Origin of the sequence: Arsenicicoccus sp. oral taxon 190, assembly GCF_001189535.1 — a bacterium.
GTDB lineage: Bacteria > Actinomycetota > Actinomycetes > Actinomycetales > Dermatophilaceae > Arsenicicoccus.
In genome coordinates, this window is the sequence record NZ_CP012070.1 from 3,078,743 (window position 1) to 3,096,190 (window position 17,448).

General features: G+C 73.5%; 15 protein-coding genes and 1 pseudogene. 9 read left to right on the top strand and 7 right to left on the bottom strand.

Annotated features, from left to right (window positions below; all coding sequences use genetic code 11):
* The 3 genes from trmB to ADJ73_RS14360 form a co-directional block, all read right to left on the bottom strand.
* Positions 1-753 (bottom strand): tRNA (guanosine(46)-N7)-methyltransferase TrmB, encoded by a 753-nt coding sequence (gene trmB, locus ADJ73_RS14350; RefSeq protein ID WP_216593647.1) that lies wholly within the window; start codon positions 751-753, stop codon positions 1-3.
* On the bottom strand, positions 750-2,603 hold the full coding sequence (lepA, locus tag ADJ73_RS14355; RefSeq protein ID WP_050348834.1) for a translation elongation factor 4: 1,854 nt from the start codon (positions 2,601-2,603) through the stop codon (positions 750-752). The genes trmB and lepA overlap by 4 nt, the downstream gene beginning before the upstream one ends.
* Positions 2,604-2,716: 113 nt before the next feature.
* Positions 2,717-3,919 carry an MFS transporter gene (locus ADJ73_RS14360; protein WP_050348835.1) on the bottom strand — a complete coding sequence of 401 codons (1,203 nt, stop codon included), beginning with the start codon at positions 3,917-3,919 and terminating at the stop codon, positions 2,717-2,719.
* A gap of 71 nt (positions 3,920-3,990) precedes the next feature.
* Here ADJ73_RS14360 and ADJ73_RS14365 point away from each other — a divergent pair, with 71 nt between their 5' ends.
* A complete protein-coding gene (locus ADJ73_RS14365) occupies positions 3,991-4,536 on the top strand; it encodes a type II toxin-antitoxin system PemK/MazF family toxin (protein ID WP_050348836.1) in 546 nt (181 codons plus the stop codon).
* Between the two features lie 92 nt (positions 4,537-4,628).
* Here ADJ73_RS14365 and rpsT read toward each other — a convergent pair whose 3' ends face one another.
* Complete coding sequence (gene rpsT, locus ADJ73_RS14370) at positions 4,629-4,892, bottom strand: 30S ribosomal protein S20 (RefSeq protein ID WP_050348837.1); 264 nt, start codon at positions 4,890-4,892, stop codon at positions 4,629-4,631.
* Positions 4,893-5,093: 201 nt separating this feature from the next.
* Between rpsT and ADJ73_RS14375 the strand changes: the two genes are divergently transcribed.
* On the top strand, positions 5,094-5,681 hold the full coding sequence (locus tag ADJ73_RS14375; protein ID WP_050348838.1) for a dienelactone hydrolase family protein: 588 nt from the start codon (positions 5,094-5,096) through the stop codon (positions 5,679-5,681).
* A gap of 35 nt (positions 5,682-5,716) precedes the next feature.
* Here the strand turns inward: ADJ73_RS14375 and holA are convergent, their stop codons facing one another.
* Together holA and ADJ73_RS14385 are read right to left on the bottom strand one after the other, a co-directional pair.
* Positions 5,717-6,694, bottom strand: coding sequence for a DNA polymerase III subunit delta (gene holA, locus ADJ73_RS14380; RefSeq protein WP_082177023.1), 978 nt, complete (start codon positions 6,692-6,694; stop codon positions 5,717-5,719).
* A 49-nt stretch (positions 6,695-6,743) separates the two neighbouring features.
* A complete protein-coding gene (locus tag ADJ73_RS14385; protein ID WP_050348839.1) occupies positions 6,744-9,014 on the bottom strand; it encodes an ATP-dependent DNA helicase in 2,271 nt (756 codons plus the stop codon).
* Between the two features lie 96 nt (positions 9,015-9,110).
* Here ADJ73_RS14385 and ADJ73_RS14390 point away from each other — a divergent pair, with 96 nt between their 5' ends.
* The 4 genes from ADJ73_RS14390 (at position 9,111) to ADJ73_RS14405 (ending at position 14,600) form a co-directional block, all read left to right on the top strand.
* Positions 9,111-10,094, top strand: a complete 984-nt coding sequence (locus tag ADJ73_RS14390) for a ribose-phosphate diphosphokinase (RefSeq protein WP_050348840.1) — start codon at positions 9,111-9,113, stop codon at positions 10,092-10,094.
* Between the two features lie 147 nt (positions 10,095-10,241).
* Positions 10,242-12,896 carry an AMP-binding protein gene (locus ADJ73_RS14395; protein WP_050348841.1) on the top strand — a complete coding sequence of 885 codons (2,655 nt, stop codon included), beginning with the start codon at positions 10,242-10,244 and terminating at the stop codon, positions 12,894-12,896.
* 47 nt (positions 12,897-12,943) lie between these two features.
* The gene (locus ADJ73_RS14400) at positions 12,944-13,720 is read left to right on the top strand and encodes a class I SAM-dependent DNA methyltransferase (RefSeq protein WP_050348842.1); all 777 of its coding nucleotides are present in this window, start codon (positions 12,944-12,946) and stop codon (positions 13,718-13,720) included.
* A gap of 49 nt (positions 13,721-13,769) precedes the next feature.
* Positions 13,770-14,600 (top strand): nucleotidyltransferase domain-containing protein, encoded by an 831-nt coding sequence (locus ADJ73_RS14405; protein ID WP_253272737.1) that lies wholly within the window; start codon positions 13,770-13,772, stop codon positions 14,598-14,600.
* Here the strand turns inward: ADJ73_RS14405 and ADJ73_RS14410 are convergent.
* Entirely contained in the window at positions 14,553-15,803 is a 1,251-nt protein-coding gene (locus ADJ73_RS14410) for an MFS transporter (protein WP_050348844.1), read from the bottom strand. The two genes, ADJ73_RS14405 and ADJ73_RS14410, sit on opposite strands and share 48 nt — an antisense overlap.
* A gap of 248 nt (positions 15,804-16,051) precedes the next feature.
* Here ADJ73_RS14410 and ADJ73_RS14415 point away from each other — a divergent pair, with 248 nt between their 5' ends.
* The 3 genes and pseudogenes from ADJ73_RS14415 to ADJ73_RS17625 all read left to right on the top strand — a co-directional run bounded on the left by ADJ73_RS14415 (position 16,052) and on the right by ADJ73_RS17625 (position 17,444).
* On the top strand, positions 16,052-16,468 hold the full coding sequence (locus ADJ73_RS14415; protein ID WP_050348845.1) for a MarR family winged helix-turn-helix transcriptional regulator: 417 nt from the start codon (positions 16,052-16,054) through the stop codon (positions 16,466-16,468).
* 40 nt (positions 16,469-16,508) lie between these two features.
* Positions 16,509-16,919: pseudogene (locus ADJ73_RS17620) on the top strand (VOC family protein); the annotation flags it as partial.
* A 201-nt stretch (positions 16,920-17,120) separates the two neighbouring features.
* Positions 17,121-17,444, top strand: a complete 324-nt coding sequence (locus tag ADJ73_RS17625; protein WP_253272738.1) for a GNAT family N-acetyltransferase — start codon at positions 17,121-17,123, stop codon at positions 17,442-17,444.
* The last annotated feature ends 4 nt before the right edge of the window (positions 17,445-17,448 follow it).

A 17,448-nucleotide genomic window follows, 5' to 3' on the forward strand; every position in this document is an offset into this window, starting at 1 on the left:
TCAGCGCCGGCGGTAGGTGAGGTCGTGGATCGACCGGCCCGCTGCGATCCCCCGCCTCTCGAAGCGCGTCATCGGCCGCACCGCGAACCGCGCGTCCTCGCCCCCCTCGAGGTCGGGGTGGGCGTCGAGCATCTCGCGCATCGCCTGCGCGTAGTCCGACCAGTCCGTCGCGAGGCGCCAGACGCCGCCCGGCTCAAGGACCCGCGCCACCAGCGACGCGAACGCCGGCTGCACGATCCGCCTCTTGTGGTGCCGGGTCTTGGGCCAGGGGTCCGGGAAGAAGGTCCAGACCTCGCGCACCGAGCCGGGCGCCAGCAGCGTCTCGAAGACGGGCACCGCGTCGGCCTCCAGGAGCCGCACGTTGGCGAGCCCGCGCGACCCCACCTTGCGGAGCATGTCGTAGAGCCCCGGTCGGTAGACCTCCAGGGACAGCAGGTCGTGATCGGGGTATGCCGTCGCCCCGGCCACCGTCGCGTCCCCCGACCCGGCACCGACCTCCACGATCAGCGGCGCGACCCGGCCCCAGACGGCGGCCGGGGCGAGGCGGGCGGCCGGGTCGACGTCGGTGCGCGCCGCGTCGCGGGGGACGTCGAGCAGGTAGGCGTCGCCATACCGCTCGAGCGCGCGAGCGTCCTTGTCCTGCAGCCGGGCGTCCGTGCGGGCGAAGCTCACGATGCGGCGAGCGCCCTTGTGGGGCAACGGCTCCGCGAGACCGACGGTGTAGGCGCGCTCCTCGGGGAGGGGCTCGGTCACTTCTTGCCCTTCGCCTTGCCGTCCCCGCCGCCGTCGTTGGACAGCGCGGCGATGAAGGCCTCCTGGGGCACCTCGACGCGACCGACCATCTTCATCCGCTTCTTGCCCTCCTTCTGCTTCTCGAGCAGCTTGCGCTTGCGGCTGATGTCGCCGCCGTAGCACTTGGCGAGGACGTCCTTGCGGATCGCGCGGATGGTCTCGCGGGCGATGACGCGCGAGCCGATGGCCGCCTGGATCGGCACCTCGAACTGCTGCCGCGGGATGAGCTCGCGCAGCTTGCCGGCCATCATGACGCCGTAGGAGTAGGCGTTGTCCTTGTGCACGATCGAGCTGAACGCGTCGACCTGCTCGCCCTGCAGGAGGATGTCGACCTTGACCAGGTCGGCGAGCTGGTCGCCGTCGGGCTCGTAGTCCAGGGAGGCGTAGCCGCGGGTCCGGGACTTCAGCTGGTCGAAGAAGTCGAAGACGATCTCCGCGAGCGGCAGCGTGTAGCGCATCTCCACGCGCTCCTCGGACAGGTAGTCCATCCCGCGCAGGGTGCCGCGCTTGGCCTGGCACAGCTCCATGATCGCGCCGATGAAGTCGCTGGGGGCCAGGATCGTGGCGCGGACCACGGGCTCGCGCACGTCGGCGATCTTGCCGTCGGGGAACTCGCTGGGGTTGGTCACCTCGACGAGCCTGCCGTCGTCCATGGTGACCTCGTACTCCACGTTGGGCAGCGTCGAGATGAGGTCGAGGCCGAACTCCCGCTCGAGGCGCTCCCGCACGATCTCCAGGTGCAGCATCCCGAGGAAGCCGACGCGGAAGCCGAAGCCCAGGGCCGCCGACGTCTCCGGCTCGTAGACCAGCGCGGCGTCGTTGAGCTTGAGCTTGTCCAGCGCGTCGCGCAGCAGCGGGTAGTCGGTGCCGTCGATCGGGTAGAGCCCCGAGAAGACCATGGGCCGCGGGTCGCGGTAGCCGCCGAGCGCCTCGGCCGCGGGCTTGGCCTGGTTGGTGATCGTGTCGCCGACGCGGGACTGCCGCACGTCCTTGACGCCGGTGATGAGGTAGCCGACCTCGCCGACGCCGAGCCCCTGCGAGGGCATCGGCTCCGGCGAGATGACGCCGATCTCCAGCAGCTCGTGGGTGGCCCGGGTGGACATCATCTGGATCCGCTCGCGCGGGCTGAGGTTGCCGTCGATGACGCGGACATAGGTCACCACGCCGCGGTAGGTGTCGTAGACGGAGTCGAAGATCATGGCGCGGGCGGGCTTGTCGGCCTCACCGGTCGGGGCCGGCAGCTGCCGGACGATCTCGTCGAGCAGGTCCTCGACGCCGACGCCGGTCTTGCCGGACACCTTCAGCACGTCGGACTCGTCGCACCCGATCAGGCCGGCGAGCTCGGCGGCATACTTCTCGGGCTGCGCGGCCGGCAGGTCGATCTTGTTGAGCACCGGGATGATCGTGAGGTCGTTCTCCATCGCCAGGTAGAGGTTGGCGAGGGTCTGCGCCTCGATCCCCTGCGCCGCGTCGACGAGGAGCACAGCCCCCTCGCACGCCGCGAGGCTGCGGCTCACCTCGTAGGTGAAGTCGACGTGTCCCGGGGTGTCGATCATGTTGAGGCAGTAGGTCTGACCGTCGAGCTCCCAGGGCATCCGGACGGCCTGCGACTTGATGGTGATGCCGCGCTCGCGCTCGATGTCCATCCGGTCGAGGTACTGCGCCCGCATCGCCCGCTCCTCGACCACGCCGGTCTTCTGGAGCATCCGGTCGGCCAGCGTCGACTTGCCGTGGTCGATGTGGGCGATGATGCAGAAGTTGCGGATCTGCTCCGGTGGCGTCGCGTGGGGCTTCAACGCGGTGGTGGCCATGGGAGACACGGGGCGACTACCTCAACTTGGGGTCCGGGGAGCACAGGGCACGGTCAGCTCCCCAGTCTCCCACAGGTCGCCCAGCCCGTATGCCGCCCCCGCCCCCGCCCCGGTCAGGCGGCTCGGCGCTGGAGCAGGGCGCTCCACGCGGTGACGGCCAGGCCCAGGACGGCCAGCACCACCCCCACCCGGCTGGGCCAGGCATAGCCCCAGCCCGCCGCCAGGACCAGCGACCCGAGCCACGCGCCGAGCGCGTTGGCGACGTTGAGCGTGGAGTGGTTGAGCGCGGCGGCCAACGACTGCCCCTCGTGGGCGACGTCCATCAGGCGGGTCTGCAGCAGCGGGACGAGCATGCTGGGGAGCATCCCGAGGACGAAGGTCGCGGCGAGGCCGACCACGGCATACGGCAGCAGCAGGGCGTAGACGGCGAGCAGCGCCCCGATCAGCACCAGCAGCACCGCGATGCCGCGCAGGATGCCGTGCCGCGCCACCCGCCCCGCGAGCGCGGCGCCCGTCGTCGACCCGGTGCCGTAGAGCGCCAGGATCCACGGGACCGCCCCGGCCGACCACCCGCCGAGCGTCTGCAGCGTCGGTGAGATGTAGGCGTAGGTCGAGAACATCCCGCCGAACCCGACCGTCCCGATGGCCAGGGCCAGCCACACCTGCGGCCGGCGCAGCGTCGACAGCTCGCGGCGCACCGATGCCCCGGGGTTGCCCGGCTGGTGCGGCACCAGGGTCGACACCGCGGCCATGGTGAGCAGGCCGAGGACCCCCACGACGGCGTAGGCCTGCTGCCAGCCCAGCACCTGGCCGAGCCAGGTCGCCGCGGGGACCCCGACGATGTTGGCGACGGTCAGCCCCATGAGGACGTGGGAGACGGCCTGCGTGCGGCGCCGGTCGTCCACGAGCGACGCGGCGACCAGCGACGCGATCCCGAAGTAGGCGCCGTGGGGCAGCCCCGCGAGGAAGCGCAGGAGCATCAGCGGCCCGTAGCTCGTCACCAGCAGGCTCGCCAGGTGGGCCACGGCGAAGACCGCCATCAGCGCCACGAGCACCCGCCGGCGCGGCAGCCGCGACGCCAGGACCGCCAGGGTCGGCGCGCCCACCACCACACCCAGCGCGTAGGCCGACACCAGGTGCCCGGCCGTCGGGATGTCGACACCGACGCCGTGGGCGATCTCGGGCAGCATCCCCATCGACGCGAACTCCGTCGTCCCGATGGCGAACCCACCCACGGCGAGGGCGAGGATCGCCGGGCCCGCGTGACGGCGCGGCGCCTCCTGCGGGGGCGCGGCGAGGGGGTCGTCGGGCGGCATACGGCTGCTCCTGGAGGTCGACGGGGGTGGGGGTGCGGCTCGACGACCTCGGCAAGCGCTAACGTCCCACTATGGCATCACTCGGCAGGAGGCTCGTCCGCGCGCTCACGGGCATCGTCGTCGATGCGGCCCGCCGCGCCGGCGACGAGCAGCGCGGTCGGACGGACCGGCGACGCCCCTCCCCCCAGCGAGCACCCGAGCCGGCGACGCGCGCGTATGCCGGGGACTACACCGGGCTGCCGGAGCTGACCTACGCCCCGGTCGACGACGACCTGCCCGACCCGGGCGAGGTGGTGTGGGCGTGGGTGCCCTACGAGGAGGACCACAGCCGGGGCAAGGACCGCCCGGTGCTGGTCGTCGGGCGCCACCGCGAGCACCTGCTGGCGCTGCCGATGACCAGCAAGGACCACGACCGCGACGCCGAGCAGGAGGCGTCGCAGGGGCGCCACTGGTGCGACATCGGCTCGGGCGCCTGGGACGCGCGCGGTCGCCCGAGCGAGGTGCGCGTCGACCGGGTGCTGCAGCTGGACCCGGGGACCGTGCGTCGGATCGGTGCGACGCTGCCGCCCGAGACGTTCGCGCTGGTGGCGCAGGCCGTGCGCGCGCGGCGCGCCTGACCGTCCGACCCTGACGCCCGACCCGCCCCGGGCACGACGACGGGCCGTCACCTCGTGAGGTGACGGCCCGTCGTCAGGCGGGTGCCGCAGGCTCAGCCGAGCTTGCCGGCAGCCTTCGCCATGGCCGACTTCTTGTTGGCCGCCTGGTTCTTGTGGATGACGCCCTTGCTGACGGCCTTGTCCAACTTGCGGGAGGCCTCGCGCAGGGCGGAGGTGGTCTCCTCGGTGTTGCCGGCCTCGACCGCAGCGCGGAACTTGCGGACGTAGGTACGCAGCTCGGACTTGTACGCCTTGTTGCGCTCGGTCCGGGCGTTGTTGGTCTTGATCCGCTTGATCTGGGACTTGATGTTTGCCACGAGAATCCTTCGAAAGGTCGGTTGCAGTGCCGTTGAGGGCGGCAGCCGTCCTCGGGACCGGGCGTGGGGCACCCGTGGGATGAGGAGCGGCTGGGTGGTGCTTGCATGCGCGCACGACCAGAGCGCGCACGCAAGGGTCAACGTTACCAGAGTCGGGGGTCTCCCCTGGCCCGTCCCCGGCGGGCGGGCTACGGTCGACCCATGGCCACCGTCGCTCTGTACCCCAGCGTCCTCGGCGTCCGCGCCGGCGTCTTCGACTTCGCCGACCGGCTCCGCGCCGCGGGGCACGACGTGCGCATCATCGACTACGCCGACGGGCGGGTCTTCGACGACTACGACTCGGCGACGGCCGAGGCGGACCAGCACGACCGGCAGACGGTGCTGGCGCACGCCCTCAAGCTCAGCAAGGACGGCGTGCCGACCGGCATGGTCGTGGCGGGCTTCTCGATGGGCGCGGCGATGGCCGAGCACGTGGCACTGAAGATGCAGGCCCGGGCGGCCGTCCTCGTCGGTGGTGCCGCCCCCATGACGGCGTGGGGCGACGGCACGACCTGGCCCGCCGACTGCCCGGTCCAGGTGCACCGCAAGGAGGACGACGACTTCCTCGACGAGGAGGAGGCGCAGGAGGCCATCGGCTCGCTGCGCGCGGGCGGCGCGACCGTCGACGACTTCGTCTACCCGGGAGCCGGTCACCTCTTCAACGACAAGGACCTCACCGACGAGTATGACGCCGCCGCCACCGACCTCATGATGGACCGGGTCCTGGAGCTGCTGGAGACCGTCGACTGACGGCCCGCGCTCCTCGGGCTCGGACCTCCTCGGGCTCAGCCGCCGCGGCGCTCGCGCGCGATGGTGAGGATGGCGCGCTCGACGGCGTAGACCGGGTCCCGGCCACCACCCTTGACGTCGAAGTCGGCCTGCGCCACGGCCTGGATGCACCGGCCGAGCGCCTCGGCCTCCCAGCCGCCCAGCTCCCGGCGCGCCTTGTCGACCTGCCAGGGCGCCATGCCCAGGGACTTGGCGAGCTGCCCGGACGGCCCCCGCCCGGCGGCACCGACCTTGACGAGCTGGCGCAGCTTCATGGCGAGGACCGCGACGATGGGCACGGGGTTGTCGCCGCCCGCGATGGCGTGGCGCAGCAGCCGCAGCGCCTCGGAGGCGTTGCCCGCGATGGCGGCGTCGGCCACCCGGAACCCGGTCGCCTCGACCCGGCCCGCGTAGTAGGTGGACACGACCGCCTCGTCCACGGTGCCGGTCGTGTCCCGGACCAGCTGGGAGCACGCCGACTCGAGCTCGCGCACGTCCTTGCCGACGGCCTCCACCAGCGCGCGGACCGCGTCGGGGGTGATCTTGCGCCGGGCCGCGCGGAACTCCTGGGTGACGAAGGACGACTTGTCGGCGTCGGTCTTGATGGCGGGGCAGTCGATGACGCGGGCGCCGGCCTTCTTGATCGTGTCGAGCACCTTCTTGCCGCGGTTGCCGCTCTTGTGCAGGACGACCAGCCAGACGTCGTCCGCCGGGGGGCCGCCGAGGTAGGTGAGCAGGTCGGCCTGCAGCTCGTCGGTCGCCTCGTCGAGGTCGCGCACGACGATGGTCCTGGCGTTGCCGAAGAGGCTGGGGCTGGCGTGCAGGGCGATCTCGCCGCCGTCGTAGCCGCTGCCCTGCAGGGTCACCGTCTCGAGGTCGGGGTGCAGGCCCTTGATCTCGGCGACGGTCGAGCGCAGCGCCCGGTCGGCCAGCACGCCCTCGGGGCCGGTGACGAGGACGAGCGGCGGGATGCGCGAGGCGGGGGGGGCGGTCACGGGACACAGCCTGCCACGGGGCACCGACAGGCCCTCGCGTTCGGCTCCCTCAGGCCTCGTCGAAGGCGAACCCGGCCTGCGGCTGCAGCGAGAGCCTCAGCGCCGCCAGGCGCGCCTCGACCACCTCGGCGTCGAGCTCGAAGTGGTCGGCCAGCTCGTCCAGGGACAGCCCGGCGTCGACCCCCTCGCGCAGCTCGGCGTCCTGGTCGTCGGTCCAGGCGTGCCCGCCCGTGACGGCGCTGCGCGTCGACGGGGGCGCGGGGTGGGGCTCGGTCGCGGACGGGCGGGGCGTGGCCGACACGGCGTCCTGGGTGACCTCCCCCGTGAGCGAGCGCAGCGCCGGCTCGTGCACCGGCGTCACCGGGCCCGCGGTCCGGTCGAGGCGGCGCAGGGCACCGAGCACCAGCTCCCGGTCCGTCGTCGGCCAGAACGGCGGCAGCGACCGCTGCAGGAAGCCCGCGTAGCGCGCCGTGATCATCCGGGAGTCGAGGAAGGCCACGACGCCGCGGTCGTCGCCGCGACGGATCAGCCGCCCCGCCCCCTGGGCCAGCCGCAGCGCGGCGTGGGTCGCCGCCACGGCCATGAAGCCGTTGCCGCCGACCCGGCCGATCGCCTCGGTGCGCGCCGAGGTCAGGGGGTCGTCCGGCCGGGGGAAGGGGATCCGGTCGATGATGACGAGCTGGCACGCGGTGCCCGGCACGTCCACGCCCTGCCACAGCGTCAGCGTCCCGAAGAGCGCCACCCGGGGCTCGCGCGCGAACTGCCGCACCAGCGTGGTGGTCTGGTCCTCCCCCTGGCACAGCACCTGGATGTCGGTCCCATCCGCGGCGAACCGCTCCCGCAACGCCTCCGTGGCCGCCTGCGCCCCGCGCATCGACGAGAAGAGCCCGAGCGCGCGTCCGCCGGCCGCCCGCACCAGCGCCTCGATCTCGTCCAGCGTCTGCTCGGCGGTGCCGTCGCGGCCGGGCTGCGGCAGGTGCTTGGCGACATACGCGATCGCCTGTCGGGGGTAGTCGAAGGGCGAGCCGACGTCGAGCCCGGACCAGGCCGGCGCGCCCGCGCCGCGCAGCCCCAGCGTGCCGGCCACGGCGTCGAAGCTGCCGCCCAGCTCCAGCGTGGCGGAGGTCATCACCACCGTGCGGTCGCCGAAGACCTTGTCGCGCAGGTCCATCGCCACGCTCATCGGCGCGACCCGCAGCACCCCGCCCCGGCGCGGGTCCTTGGACAACCACACGACGTCGAGCTCGCGGCCCTCCAGGATCCGCTCCGCCGTGTCGAAGACCTCCTCCACCGCGGCCTGGGCGACCTTGCGCGCCCCCGCGTCGGCATCCTCCGCCTGTCCCTTGTCGGGCTTGAGCTCGGACTGGATCCCGCGCGCGGTGTCGCGCACCCGCATCAGCGCCTGCACGAGCGCGGTGGGCGGGGCGTCGAGGCGGCCCTCCTCGAGGCCGTCGAGGACCTCGCCGAGGACGTCGCCGGCCTCGGCGAGCGCCGACCCGTCGGCGAGCCTGCCGCACCGCCGCGAGGCGGTGGCCACGGACCCGGCGCCCAGCTCGTCGGTGACGGTCGCGGTGACGCGGTCCACGAGCTCGTGGGCCTCGTCCACCACCAGCACGTCGTGCTCCGGCAGCATCACCCGCCCCTCGAACGCGTCGATCGCCATGAACGAGTGGTTGGTGACGACGGCGTCGACCTCCTTGGCCGCCTCCCGCGCCCGCTCCACGAAGCACTCAGCCCGCTGGGGACACTTGGTACCCAGGCACTCTCGCGCGCTGACGCTCACCTGCCGCCAGGCCCGCTCGGTGACACCGGGGACCAGCTCGTCGCGGTCGCCGGAGACCGTGTGCTCGGCCCAGGAGCGCAGCCGCAGCACCTCCTGCCCCAGCCGCCCGACGGTGGCGTCGACCGCGCCCACGCCCAGCAGCGCGTCGGCGTCGTCGTCCGGGATCCCGCCGTCGAGCTTGTGCCGGCAGACATAGTTGCGGCGTCCCTTGACCAGCGCGTATGTCGGTCGCCTGCCCGCGATCGGGGCCACCGCCTCGGCGAGCCGCGGCAGGTCCCGGTCGACGATCTGCGCCTGCAGCGCGAGCGTGGCCGTGGCGATGACGACGGGATGGTCGGAGTCCATGGCGTGCAGCAGGCTCGGCACGAGGTAGGCGAGCGACTTGCCGGTGCCCGTCCCCGCCTGGACCAGCAGGTGCTCGTCCCGGTCGATGGCGTCGGACACGGCCCGGGCCATCTGGACCTGGCCGGGCCGGGTGGTGCCGCCGACCCCTCCGACGGCGGCGTCGAGGTAGCGGTCCAGGTCTGGGTGAGGCACGCCGCAACCCTAGGCCACGGCACCGACAGACCCCCTCCGCCGTCCGTCGATATGCTGGGCCGAGCCAGCTCCCCGTCCCCTGCGAAGGTGGCCCCCGTGCGCGACATAGTGGTCTTCTCCGGCAGTGCCCACGCCGAGCTGGCGCAGCGGATCTGCGACGAGCTGGGCGTCCCGCTGTCGGGGGTGGACGTGGTCCGCTTCAGCAACGACTGCCTGCAGGTCCAGCTGCTGGAGAACTGCCGGCAGAAGGACGTCTACCTCATCCAGCCGCTGGTGCCGCCGACCCAGGAGCACCTCTTCGAGCTGCTGCTGATGATCAACGCGGCCCGCGGCGCGTCCGCCGCCTCGGTGACCGCCGTGATGCCGCACTTCGCCTACGCCCGCTCCGACAAGAAGGACGCGTCGCGGATCTCCTTCGGCGGGCGCATGGTCGCCGACCTCATCCAGACCGCGGGGGCGCACCGGGTGCTGACGATGACCCTGCACGCGCCGCAGGTCCACGGCTTCTTCTCGGTCCCGGTGGACCACCTCACCGCGACCGGCGTGCTGGCCGACCACTTCCGGGGGCGGGACCTCGGCAAGCACGTCGTGGTCTCCCCGGACTTCGGCAACGCCAAGACGGCGTCGCTGCTGGCCCGGCTGCTCGGGCTGCCCGTCGCGGCGGGCTCCAAGCAGCGCAAGGCCGACGACAAGGTGGAGATCGAGATGATCGTCGGGGACGTGGCCGGCAAGACCGCGATCGTGCTCGACGACGAGATCGCCACGGGCGGGTCCATCGTCGAGCTGCTCGACAAGCTGCGCGAGGCGGGCTGCACCAGCGCGGCGGTGGCGTGCACCCACGGGCTCTTCACCGGCCGGGCCGTGGAGCGGCTGCGCCGGCACCCCATGATCAGCGAGGTCGTCACCACCGACACGGTGCCGGCGCCGGCGGACTGGCCGGAGCTCACGATCTGCTCCACGGCCGACCTCTTCGCCGAGGCGATCGCCCGGATCCACGCGGGCGCGTCGATCTCGAGCCTGTTCGACGGCGTCGACCCGGCCTACGCGCCGCCGCAGATGCGGCTCGACTTCAGCTCCTGAGTCGCCGTCACCCTCGGCGAGCTGCCACCGGGGGTCAGCGACGCCGGGTCCCCCGTTCGGCCCTGCGAAGACCCAGCCTGGTGCACGTTGGGTCATAGCGGGCCTAGCCTGGCGAGCGCGGGCAGTCGCGGACGACCTGGGGGGACCATGCTGCAGCACGACGACCGGGCGGGTGCGCCATACCCGGACCACGACCTGAGCAGCGGCACCGTCGCGTGGCGCGAGCTGGCCGAGACCGACGTCGCGGGGGGCGTGCTCCCGCGGCTGCGCGACGTCGTGCTGGCCCGCCCCGACGACCCGGCGGTCTGCGACGAGGAGCAGGAGCTCAGCTACCGCGAGCTGGCCGAGCGGGCGGCCGGGATCCTGCTCGGGCTGCGCGGCGCCCTCGGGCAGCTGCAGCCGCCCCCGGAGCGCCGGGGCCCCGAGGGGTTCGGAGCGCTGGAGCCGGTGGCCCTGTGCTGCGAGCACACCGTGACCGCGGTCGCGGGCCTGGTCGCCGTCCTCGCGTCCGGGCACCCGGTGCTGGTGCTGGACGCCCGCACACCGGGACCCCGCCAGCAGGAGCTGATCCGACGGTCCGGCGCCCGGCTGCTGCTGGTCGACCCGGCCAACGAGCGGCTGGCGGCCGAGCTGCCCGTCACGGCCGTGCCGCTCCGCGACCAGGCGCCGGCCGAGCCGGAGCACCTCTGGGCCGCCCCGCCGGACCCCGCGTCCGTGGCGGCGCTGGCGTTCACCTCCGGCTCCACGGGCACCCCCAAGCCGGTGGCCAACGACCACCGCCTGCTGGTGCGCGACGCGTGGAACAGCTCCGTCGCGACCGACTGCTACACCTCGGCCGACACCCTCGCGCACACCCTGCCCATCGCCTTCCACGCCGGCCTGACCACGACCGTGCACGGTCTCCTGGTCGGGGCCCGCATGCGCCTCTACGACGCCCGGGGGCGCGGCATCGCCGGGCTGCCCGACGTCATCGCGGAGCACGGGTGCACGCTGATGATCACCAGCCCGGCCATCCTGCGTGGCTTCGTCGCGTCCGGCCCCGACCCGGCCAGGCTGCTCACGCTGCGCCGGCTGACCGTGGCCGGGGAGTCGTCCTACGGCCGGGACGTCGCCGCGGTGCGCCCGCTGCTGCCGCCGGGGTGCCTGATCCGCAACCGCTACGGCTCCTCCGAGACCGGGCTCATCGCCGAGCACGTCATCGGCCCGGGCGCCGTCATCCCCGACGGTCCGCTGCCCGCGGGGAGCGGCGTGGGGCGGACGGTCCTGTCCGTCGTCGCGGCGGACGGCAGCCCTGCCGAGGAGGGCCAGGTGGGCCGGCTCGAGGTGACCGCTCCCCAGGTGGCCACGGGCTACTGGCAGATGCCGGCGGAGACCACGGCGGCCTTCCGCGACAACCCCGACGGCACCCGGACCTACCGCACCAGCGACCTGGGCCGCCGGGGACCCGACGGTGCCGTCCAGATCGTCGGACGGGCCGACCACAGCGTGAAGATCCGCGGCTACCTCGTGGACCCCGGCGAGGTGGACGCGGCGCTCTTCGCCCTGGACGACGTCCGGGAGGCGGTCGTCGTGTCGCAGCCGCGGCCCAGCGACGGACGACCCCGCCTCGTGGCCTATGTCGTGCCGCGCGACGGCGGGTCCACCGGTGGGGTCGCTGCGGGCGGCGAGGTCACCCTGCCCGACCCGGCGCTGACGGCCCGGTGGCGCCAGGCGCTGCGCGGCCGGCTGCCCGGCCACATGGTCCCCGAGGTGTTCGCGCTGGTGGGGGCCCTGCCCCGCAACGACCGCGGCAAGATCGACCGCGCCGCCTTGCCCGCCGTGCCCACACCTGCCCCGGGCCCGCAGCGGACCACCCGCTGGGAGCAGCTCGTCGCCGAGCAGTGGGCCGCCGCGCTGGAGCACGACGGGCAGATCGAGCCGGAGTCCGACTTCTTCGCGCTGGGCGGTGACTCGCTCGCCGCGGAGGCGCTGATGTCCCGCCTGATCACCGAGCTGGGGATCCAGCCCGCCCTGGCGCGCACCTCGGTCCTCGCCGAGGCCCCCGTGCTGAGCGACTTCGCCGCCCGCATCCGCGCCCCCGACCAGGTGCCCGACCCGGCGCTGGTGACGCTGGTGCCCGGCCGGCCGGGCATCGCGCCGGTGTTCTTCGTCGCCGGCGCAGGCGGTATGGCGATCGCCCTGCGCCCCATCGCGCTGCGCCTCGGGGACCGCCCCGCCTACGGGTTGCAGAACCCCGTCCTCGAGGGGCGCGGCCTGCCGCGGCTGACGCTGCGCTCCCTGGCGGCTCGCTACGTCGAGGCCGTGCGTGCCGTGCAGCCGGAGGGCCCCTACCTGCTGGCCGGGCACAGCTTCGGCGGCCTGCTGGCCTTCGAGATGTGCCAGCAGCTGCGGGCCCAGGGGCAGCAGGCCCGGCTGGCCGTCATCGACTCCTTCCCCCCGGACCCGCGCCGCCAGCCCCCGGCCATGGAGGGCACCTCCCTGGCGGACCGCGCGCACTCGGTGGTGCGGCTCCTGCGTGCCTCGCTGCGCGACACCCGCGGTGGCACCGACGCCTGGCGGTTCTTCGTGCAGGCCGACGGGATGGCCCGCTCCTACCGCTCCCAGCCGTGGGCCGGCGACGCCCTCGTGCTCGTGGCGCAGAGCCCCGAGAAGGAGGCCCGGCAGGGCTGGGAGCCGCACCTGATCGGTCGGCACCACCTGCTCGAGGTCAGCGGGGACCACTTCACGCTGCTGCGCGAGCCCTGGGCCGAGGAGGTCGCCTCCCACCTGCGGGACTTCTTCGGGTCGGAGCCGGCCGCCTGACGCCAAACCGGTGGCCGTCCGGCTCGCGGTCCGGGCACGCTGGACGCATGCCCCACGACCTGACCTCGCTGGACCACCTCGACCAGGAAGAGCTGTGGGACGCCCGCGCCGCAGCGAGCTATGACACCCCGGGCACCGGCATGGAGGCGCCCGACGTCCTCGGTCCCACCGTCGACCGTCTCGCCGACCTGGCCGAAGGCGGCCCGGCGCTCGAGCTCGCGGTCGGGACCGGGCGGGTCGCCATACCGCTCGCGCAGCGCGGGATCGCGGTGACCGGCATCGAGATCAGTCGCCACATGATCGCCCGCCTGCGGGAGAAGGTGAGCGACGCCGACCTGCCCGTCGTGCAGGGCGACATGGCGAGCACCCGTGCCCCGGGCGAGTTCTCGCTCGTCTACCTGGTCTTCAACACGATCGGCAACCTGCTCACGCAGGACGCGCAGGTCGAGTGCTTCCGCAACGCGGCGGCGCACCTGCGACCGGGCGGGAGGTTCGTGATCGAGCTGTGGGTGCCGCAGCTGCAGCAGGGGGCGCCCGGGGTGCCCGCGCTGGTCGGCGCCGTGGAGGACGGCTACCTGCTCGTCGACACCCTCGACACGGCGACGCAGCGGCTGATGTCCCACCACGTCAGGTTCGGGGAGGGGCGCTCGGCGACGGTGGGGCGCTCCCCGCACCGCTACGTCTGGCCGTCCGAGCTCGACCTCATGGCGCGTCTGGCCGGGATGGAGCTGGAGTCGCGGCACGCCGACTGGCGAGGGGCGCCGTTCACCTCGGAGTCGGGCTCGCACGTCTCCGTCTACCGCAAGCCTGCTCGTGATCAGTGATCACGAGATCCGCCGGCTGGCAGCCGATCTCGCGTCGGTCGACGGCGTGGTGGGCGTGACGCTCGGCGGATCCCGCGCTCGCGGAACCCATCACGCCGGGTCGGACGTGGACCTCGGTGTCTACTACGAGGCTTCAGGCTCAGACTCTGACTCGATGTCGCTGGACCTGGCAGCCCTGCAGCGGGTGGCCTCCGCCTGGTCCGACGAGCCCGCGCCGGTCGCGGGGCCGGGCGGCTGGGGGCCCTGGGTCGACGGGGGCGCGTGGCTCACCGTGGCCGGCACACCGGTGGACCTCATCCTGCGCTCCCTCGCGCGGGTCGCGGAGCAGACGGAGCGTGCCCTGCGCGCCGAGCTCGCGTTCCACCCCCAGCCGGGTCACCCCTTGGGGTTCCTGGACGTCTCGTATGCCGGGGAGCTGGTCACCGCCCGCGTCCTCGCCGACCCCGACGGGGCGCTGTCCCGGCTCCGGTCCCGGCTGGGCGGCTACCCGGCCCCGCTGCGCGATGCCCTGGTCGAGGCGGCGTGGGAGGCGGACTTCCTGTGCACCGTCGCGCGCAAGGCCCTCCCCCGCGAGGACGTGACCTATGTGGCGCTCTGCCTCGCGCGTGCCCTCATGCTCTGCGCCCACGCCTGGCACGCGCGCGCCGGTGCGTGGGTGACCAACGAGAAGGACCTGGTGCCCGGCGTCGCGCGCCTGCCCCTCGACACCCGAGGCTTCACGTCCCGGGCGGCCGCTGCGCTGAGCCGTTGCGGCCCCGGCCGGGACGAGCTCGCGAGAGCCATCGACGAGGTGGAGGCGCTGGTCCAGGAGTGCCGGTCTGCCGGTCGCCGGTCAGGCGCGGGACCGGCCTGCGGCGGGACGAACCGGCAACGAGGCTGAGGCGGGTCGGTCCAGGGGCAGCAGGCAGGCGATGGCCGCCGCCACGACGCTGATGACACTCATCACGAGGGACAGGGCATGCAGCCCGGCGACCGGATCCGGGGCAGCGAGGAAAACCGATGTCAGGGAGGCGATCCCGACCGCGCCGGACACGCGCAGGGCCAGGTTGAACGCCGCGTTGACGTCGTCGGCGTCGCCGGCGGGGACGGACGCAGAGATGACGGTGAGCACGGGTGTCGTCACCAGGCCGACCGCCAGGCTGCGGGCACCGAGCACCAGGCAGGACCAGCCGAGCGCGGTGGTGGCTGAGAAGCCGACGAAGAGAGCGGACACCGCGCCGAGAGCCAGCAGGCCCGCGACCGCTACCGGCCGTAGGCCCCACCGGCGCACCGCCGACTCCCCCGCGACCGAGCCGAGCCCGGTCACCACGCCGGCGGGGAGCAGGGCGAGTCCGGCCACCACGGCACTGTGGTGCTGGACGCGCTGGAGGTAGACGGGGATGAAAAAGACGGTGGCATAGGCGACCACCGATGCCAGGCTGCAGACGATAGTCCCGGCCAGGCCGGCACGGGTGCCGAGCAGCCGGACCCTCACCAACGGGTCGGTGTGCCGCGCCGCATGGACGACGAAGCAGCCCAGGGCGAGAGACCCGCACGCCAGAGGGATGATGACCCCCGCGGAAGCCCAGCCCGCCGCAGGCGCCTCGTGGGAGCTCCAGAGGACTGCGACGAGCCCCGGGGCGAGGAGGGCCAGGCCCCGGACGTCGAAGGGCCGCCCCACCCGATCGGACCCGAGGACGCTGCCCAGCGCGCGACACCCCCACAGCCCCGCCACCCCGACCGGGACGTTTATCCAGAACGTCGCGGGCCACCCGAGGAGGTCGAGGACCACCCCGCCCACCACGGGGCCGAAGGCGGGGGCCGCGAACAGCACGACCCCCGCCGCGGCGGAGACGTCCCGGCGCACCTCGCTCGTCCCGAGCAGGGCCGTCATCGCGACCGGGACCATGGGGGCCGCCACCAGGCCCTGCAGGGTTCGCGCAGCGATCAGCACGCTCAGGCTGCCCGCCAGCGCACAGCCGGCCGAGGTCAGGGTGAACAGCGCCAGCGAGACGGCGTAGACCCGCCTGCTCCCGAACCGCGACGTCAGCCACGGCGTCAGGCACAGCCCCACCCCCAGGGCGAGGAGGTAGGCGCTCGACACCCACTGCACCTGGTCGATGCCTGCGCGCAGGTCGACGACCAGGCGGGGGGGTCATGACCGTGACGATGCTGGAGTCGATCATCGACAGCATGGGGCCGACGAGGAGGGCCAGCTGGGCGGCCCAGGGCAGAGCCCGCGGCGGGGTGGTGGTGTGCATGACGCTCGCTCTCGGCGGGGTTCCTGGACGGGGCGTCCGGACGAAACTATGCATCACCAGTAATGCATCACTTATGATGTATCGTCAAGGCATGGACACCGGAGACGTCTATCGGTTGGCCCGTCAGCTGCGCTCGCTGGCCGTGCAGCTCAGCACCCACCCGGGCGAGACGGCCTCCCCGTCGGAGATCGCCGTGGTGGAGCACCTCGTCCGGGCCGGCGAGTCGTCGGTGGGGGCCGTGGCCCAGGGCACCTCGCTGTCGCAGGCTGCCGTGTCCAAGGTGGTCGCCGCGCTCGTCGAGGCGGATCTGGCCACCAGCCGTCGCGACCCGGTCGATCGCCGCCGGACCCTCGTGACCCTGCGACCGTCCGCGGTCGACGACATCCGCGGGCGCGGCCGGCGCGCACTGGCGGCCGAGCTCCGTCGCCTCCAGTGGTCGGAGTCTGCCGCGGACCAGCTCACCGACACTCTCCACCAGCTCCAGCAGCTGCTGTCCCGTGCACCGTGACCCTGCGACTACCGAGCCGACGGCGGGCCACAATGGAGGCATGAGCCCGCACCCGTCCGTGCTGCACACCGTGCTCGACGCCAAGGACGTCCGCTCCCTGGCGGAGTTCTACCGTCAGCTGCTCGGGCTGGTCTACCGGCCCGGCGACGAGCCTCCGGCGGACCCCGCGTCCGACGACGCCGACTGGCTGGTGCTGACCCGGCCGGACGGCACGCGGACGCTCGCCTTCCAGCAGGTCGAGCACCTGCAGCGGACCACCTGGCCGGCCCCGGACGTGCCGATGCAGCTGCACCTCGACCTCACCGTCCCCGACCGGGCAGCGCTGGAGGAGCACCACGCACGCGCCCTGACGCTCGGGGCCGAGCTGCTCCTCGACCGGACCGACGATCCCGACGAACCCCTCTATGTCTACGCCGATCCCGCGGGTCACCCCTTCTGCCTCTTCGTCGCCGAACCCCGAACCGAGGACCTCGACCACCTCGTCGTCGACGGGCGCACGCTCCGGGTCCAGCGCGCCGGGGTGGCCGACGTCCCGGCCATCGTCGGGCTGCTGCGCGACGACCCGCTCGGGGCGGCCCGGGAGGTCGAGGACCTCGAGCCGTATGTCGCTGCGTTCCACCGCATCGACGCCGACCGGTCCCACCTGCTCGTCGTGGTCCGCGACGAGGCAGACCCCCACGAGCAGGTGGTCGGCACCATGCAGCTGACGATCCTGCCCGGGCTGTCCCGCTCCGCCACGACGAGGTTGCAGGTCGAGGCCGTGCGCGTCGCGGACCGCGCCCGCGGATCCGGTCTGGGGGCAGCGATGCTCGCCTGGGCCCACCAGTGGGGGCGGGAGCGCGGAGCGTCGCTCAGCCAGCTGACCACCGACCTGACCCGGCAGGAGGCGCACCGGTTCTACGACCGCCTCGGGTATGCCGCCAGCCACGCGGGGCTCAAGCTCGACCTGACCCAGGCGGACCGCAGCGGCGCCTAGCCCG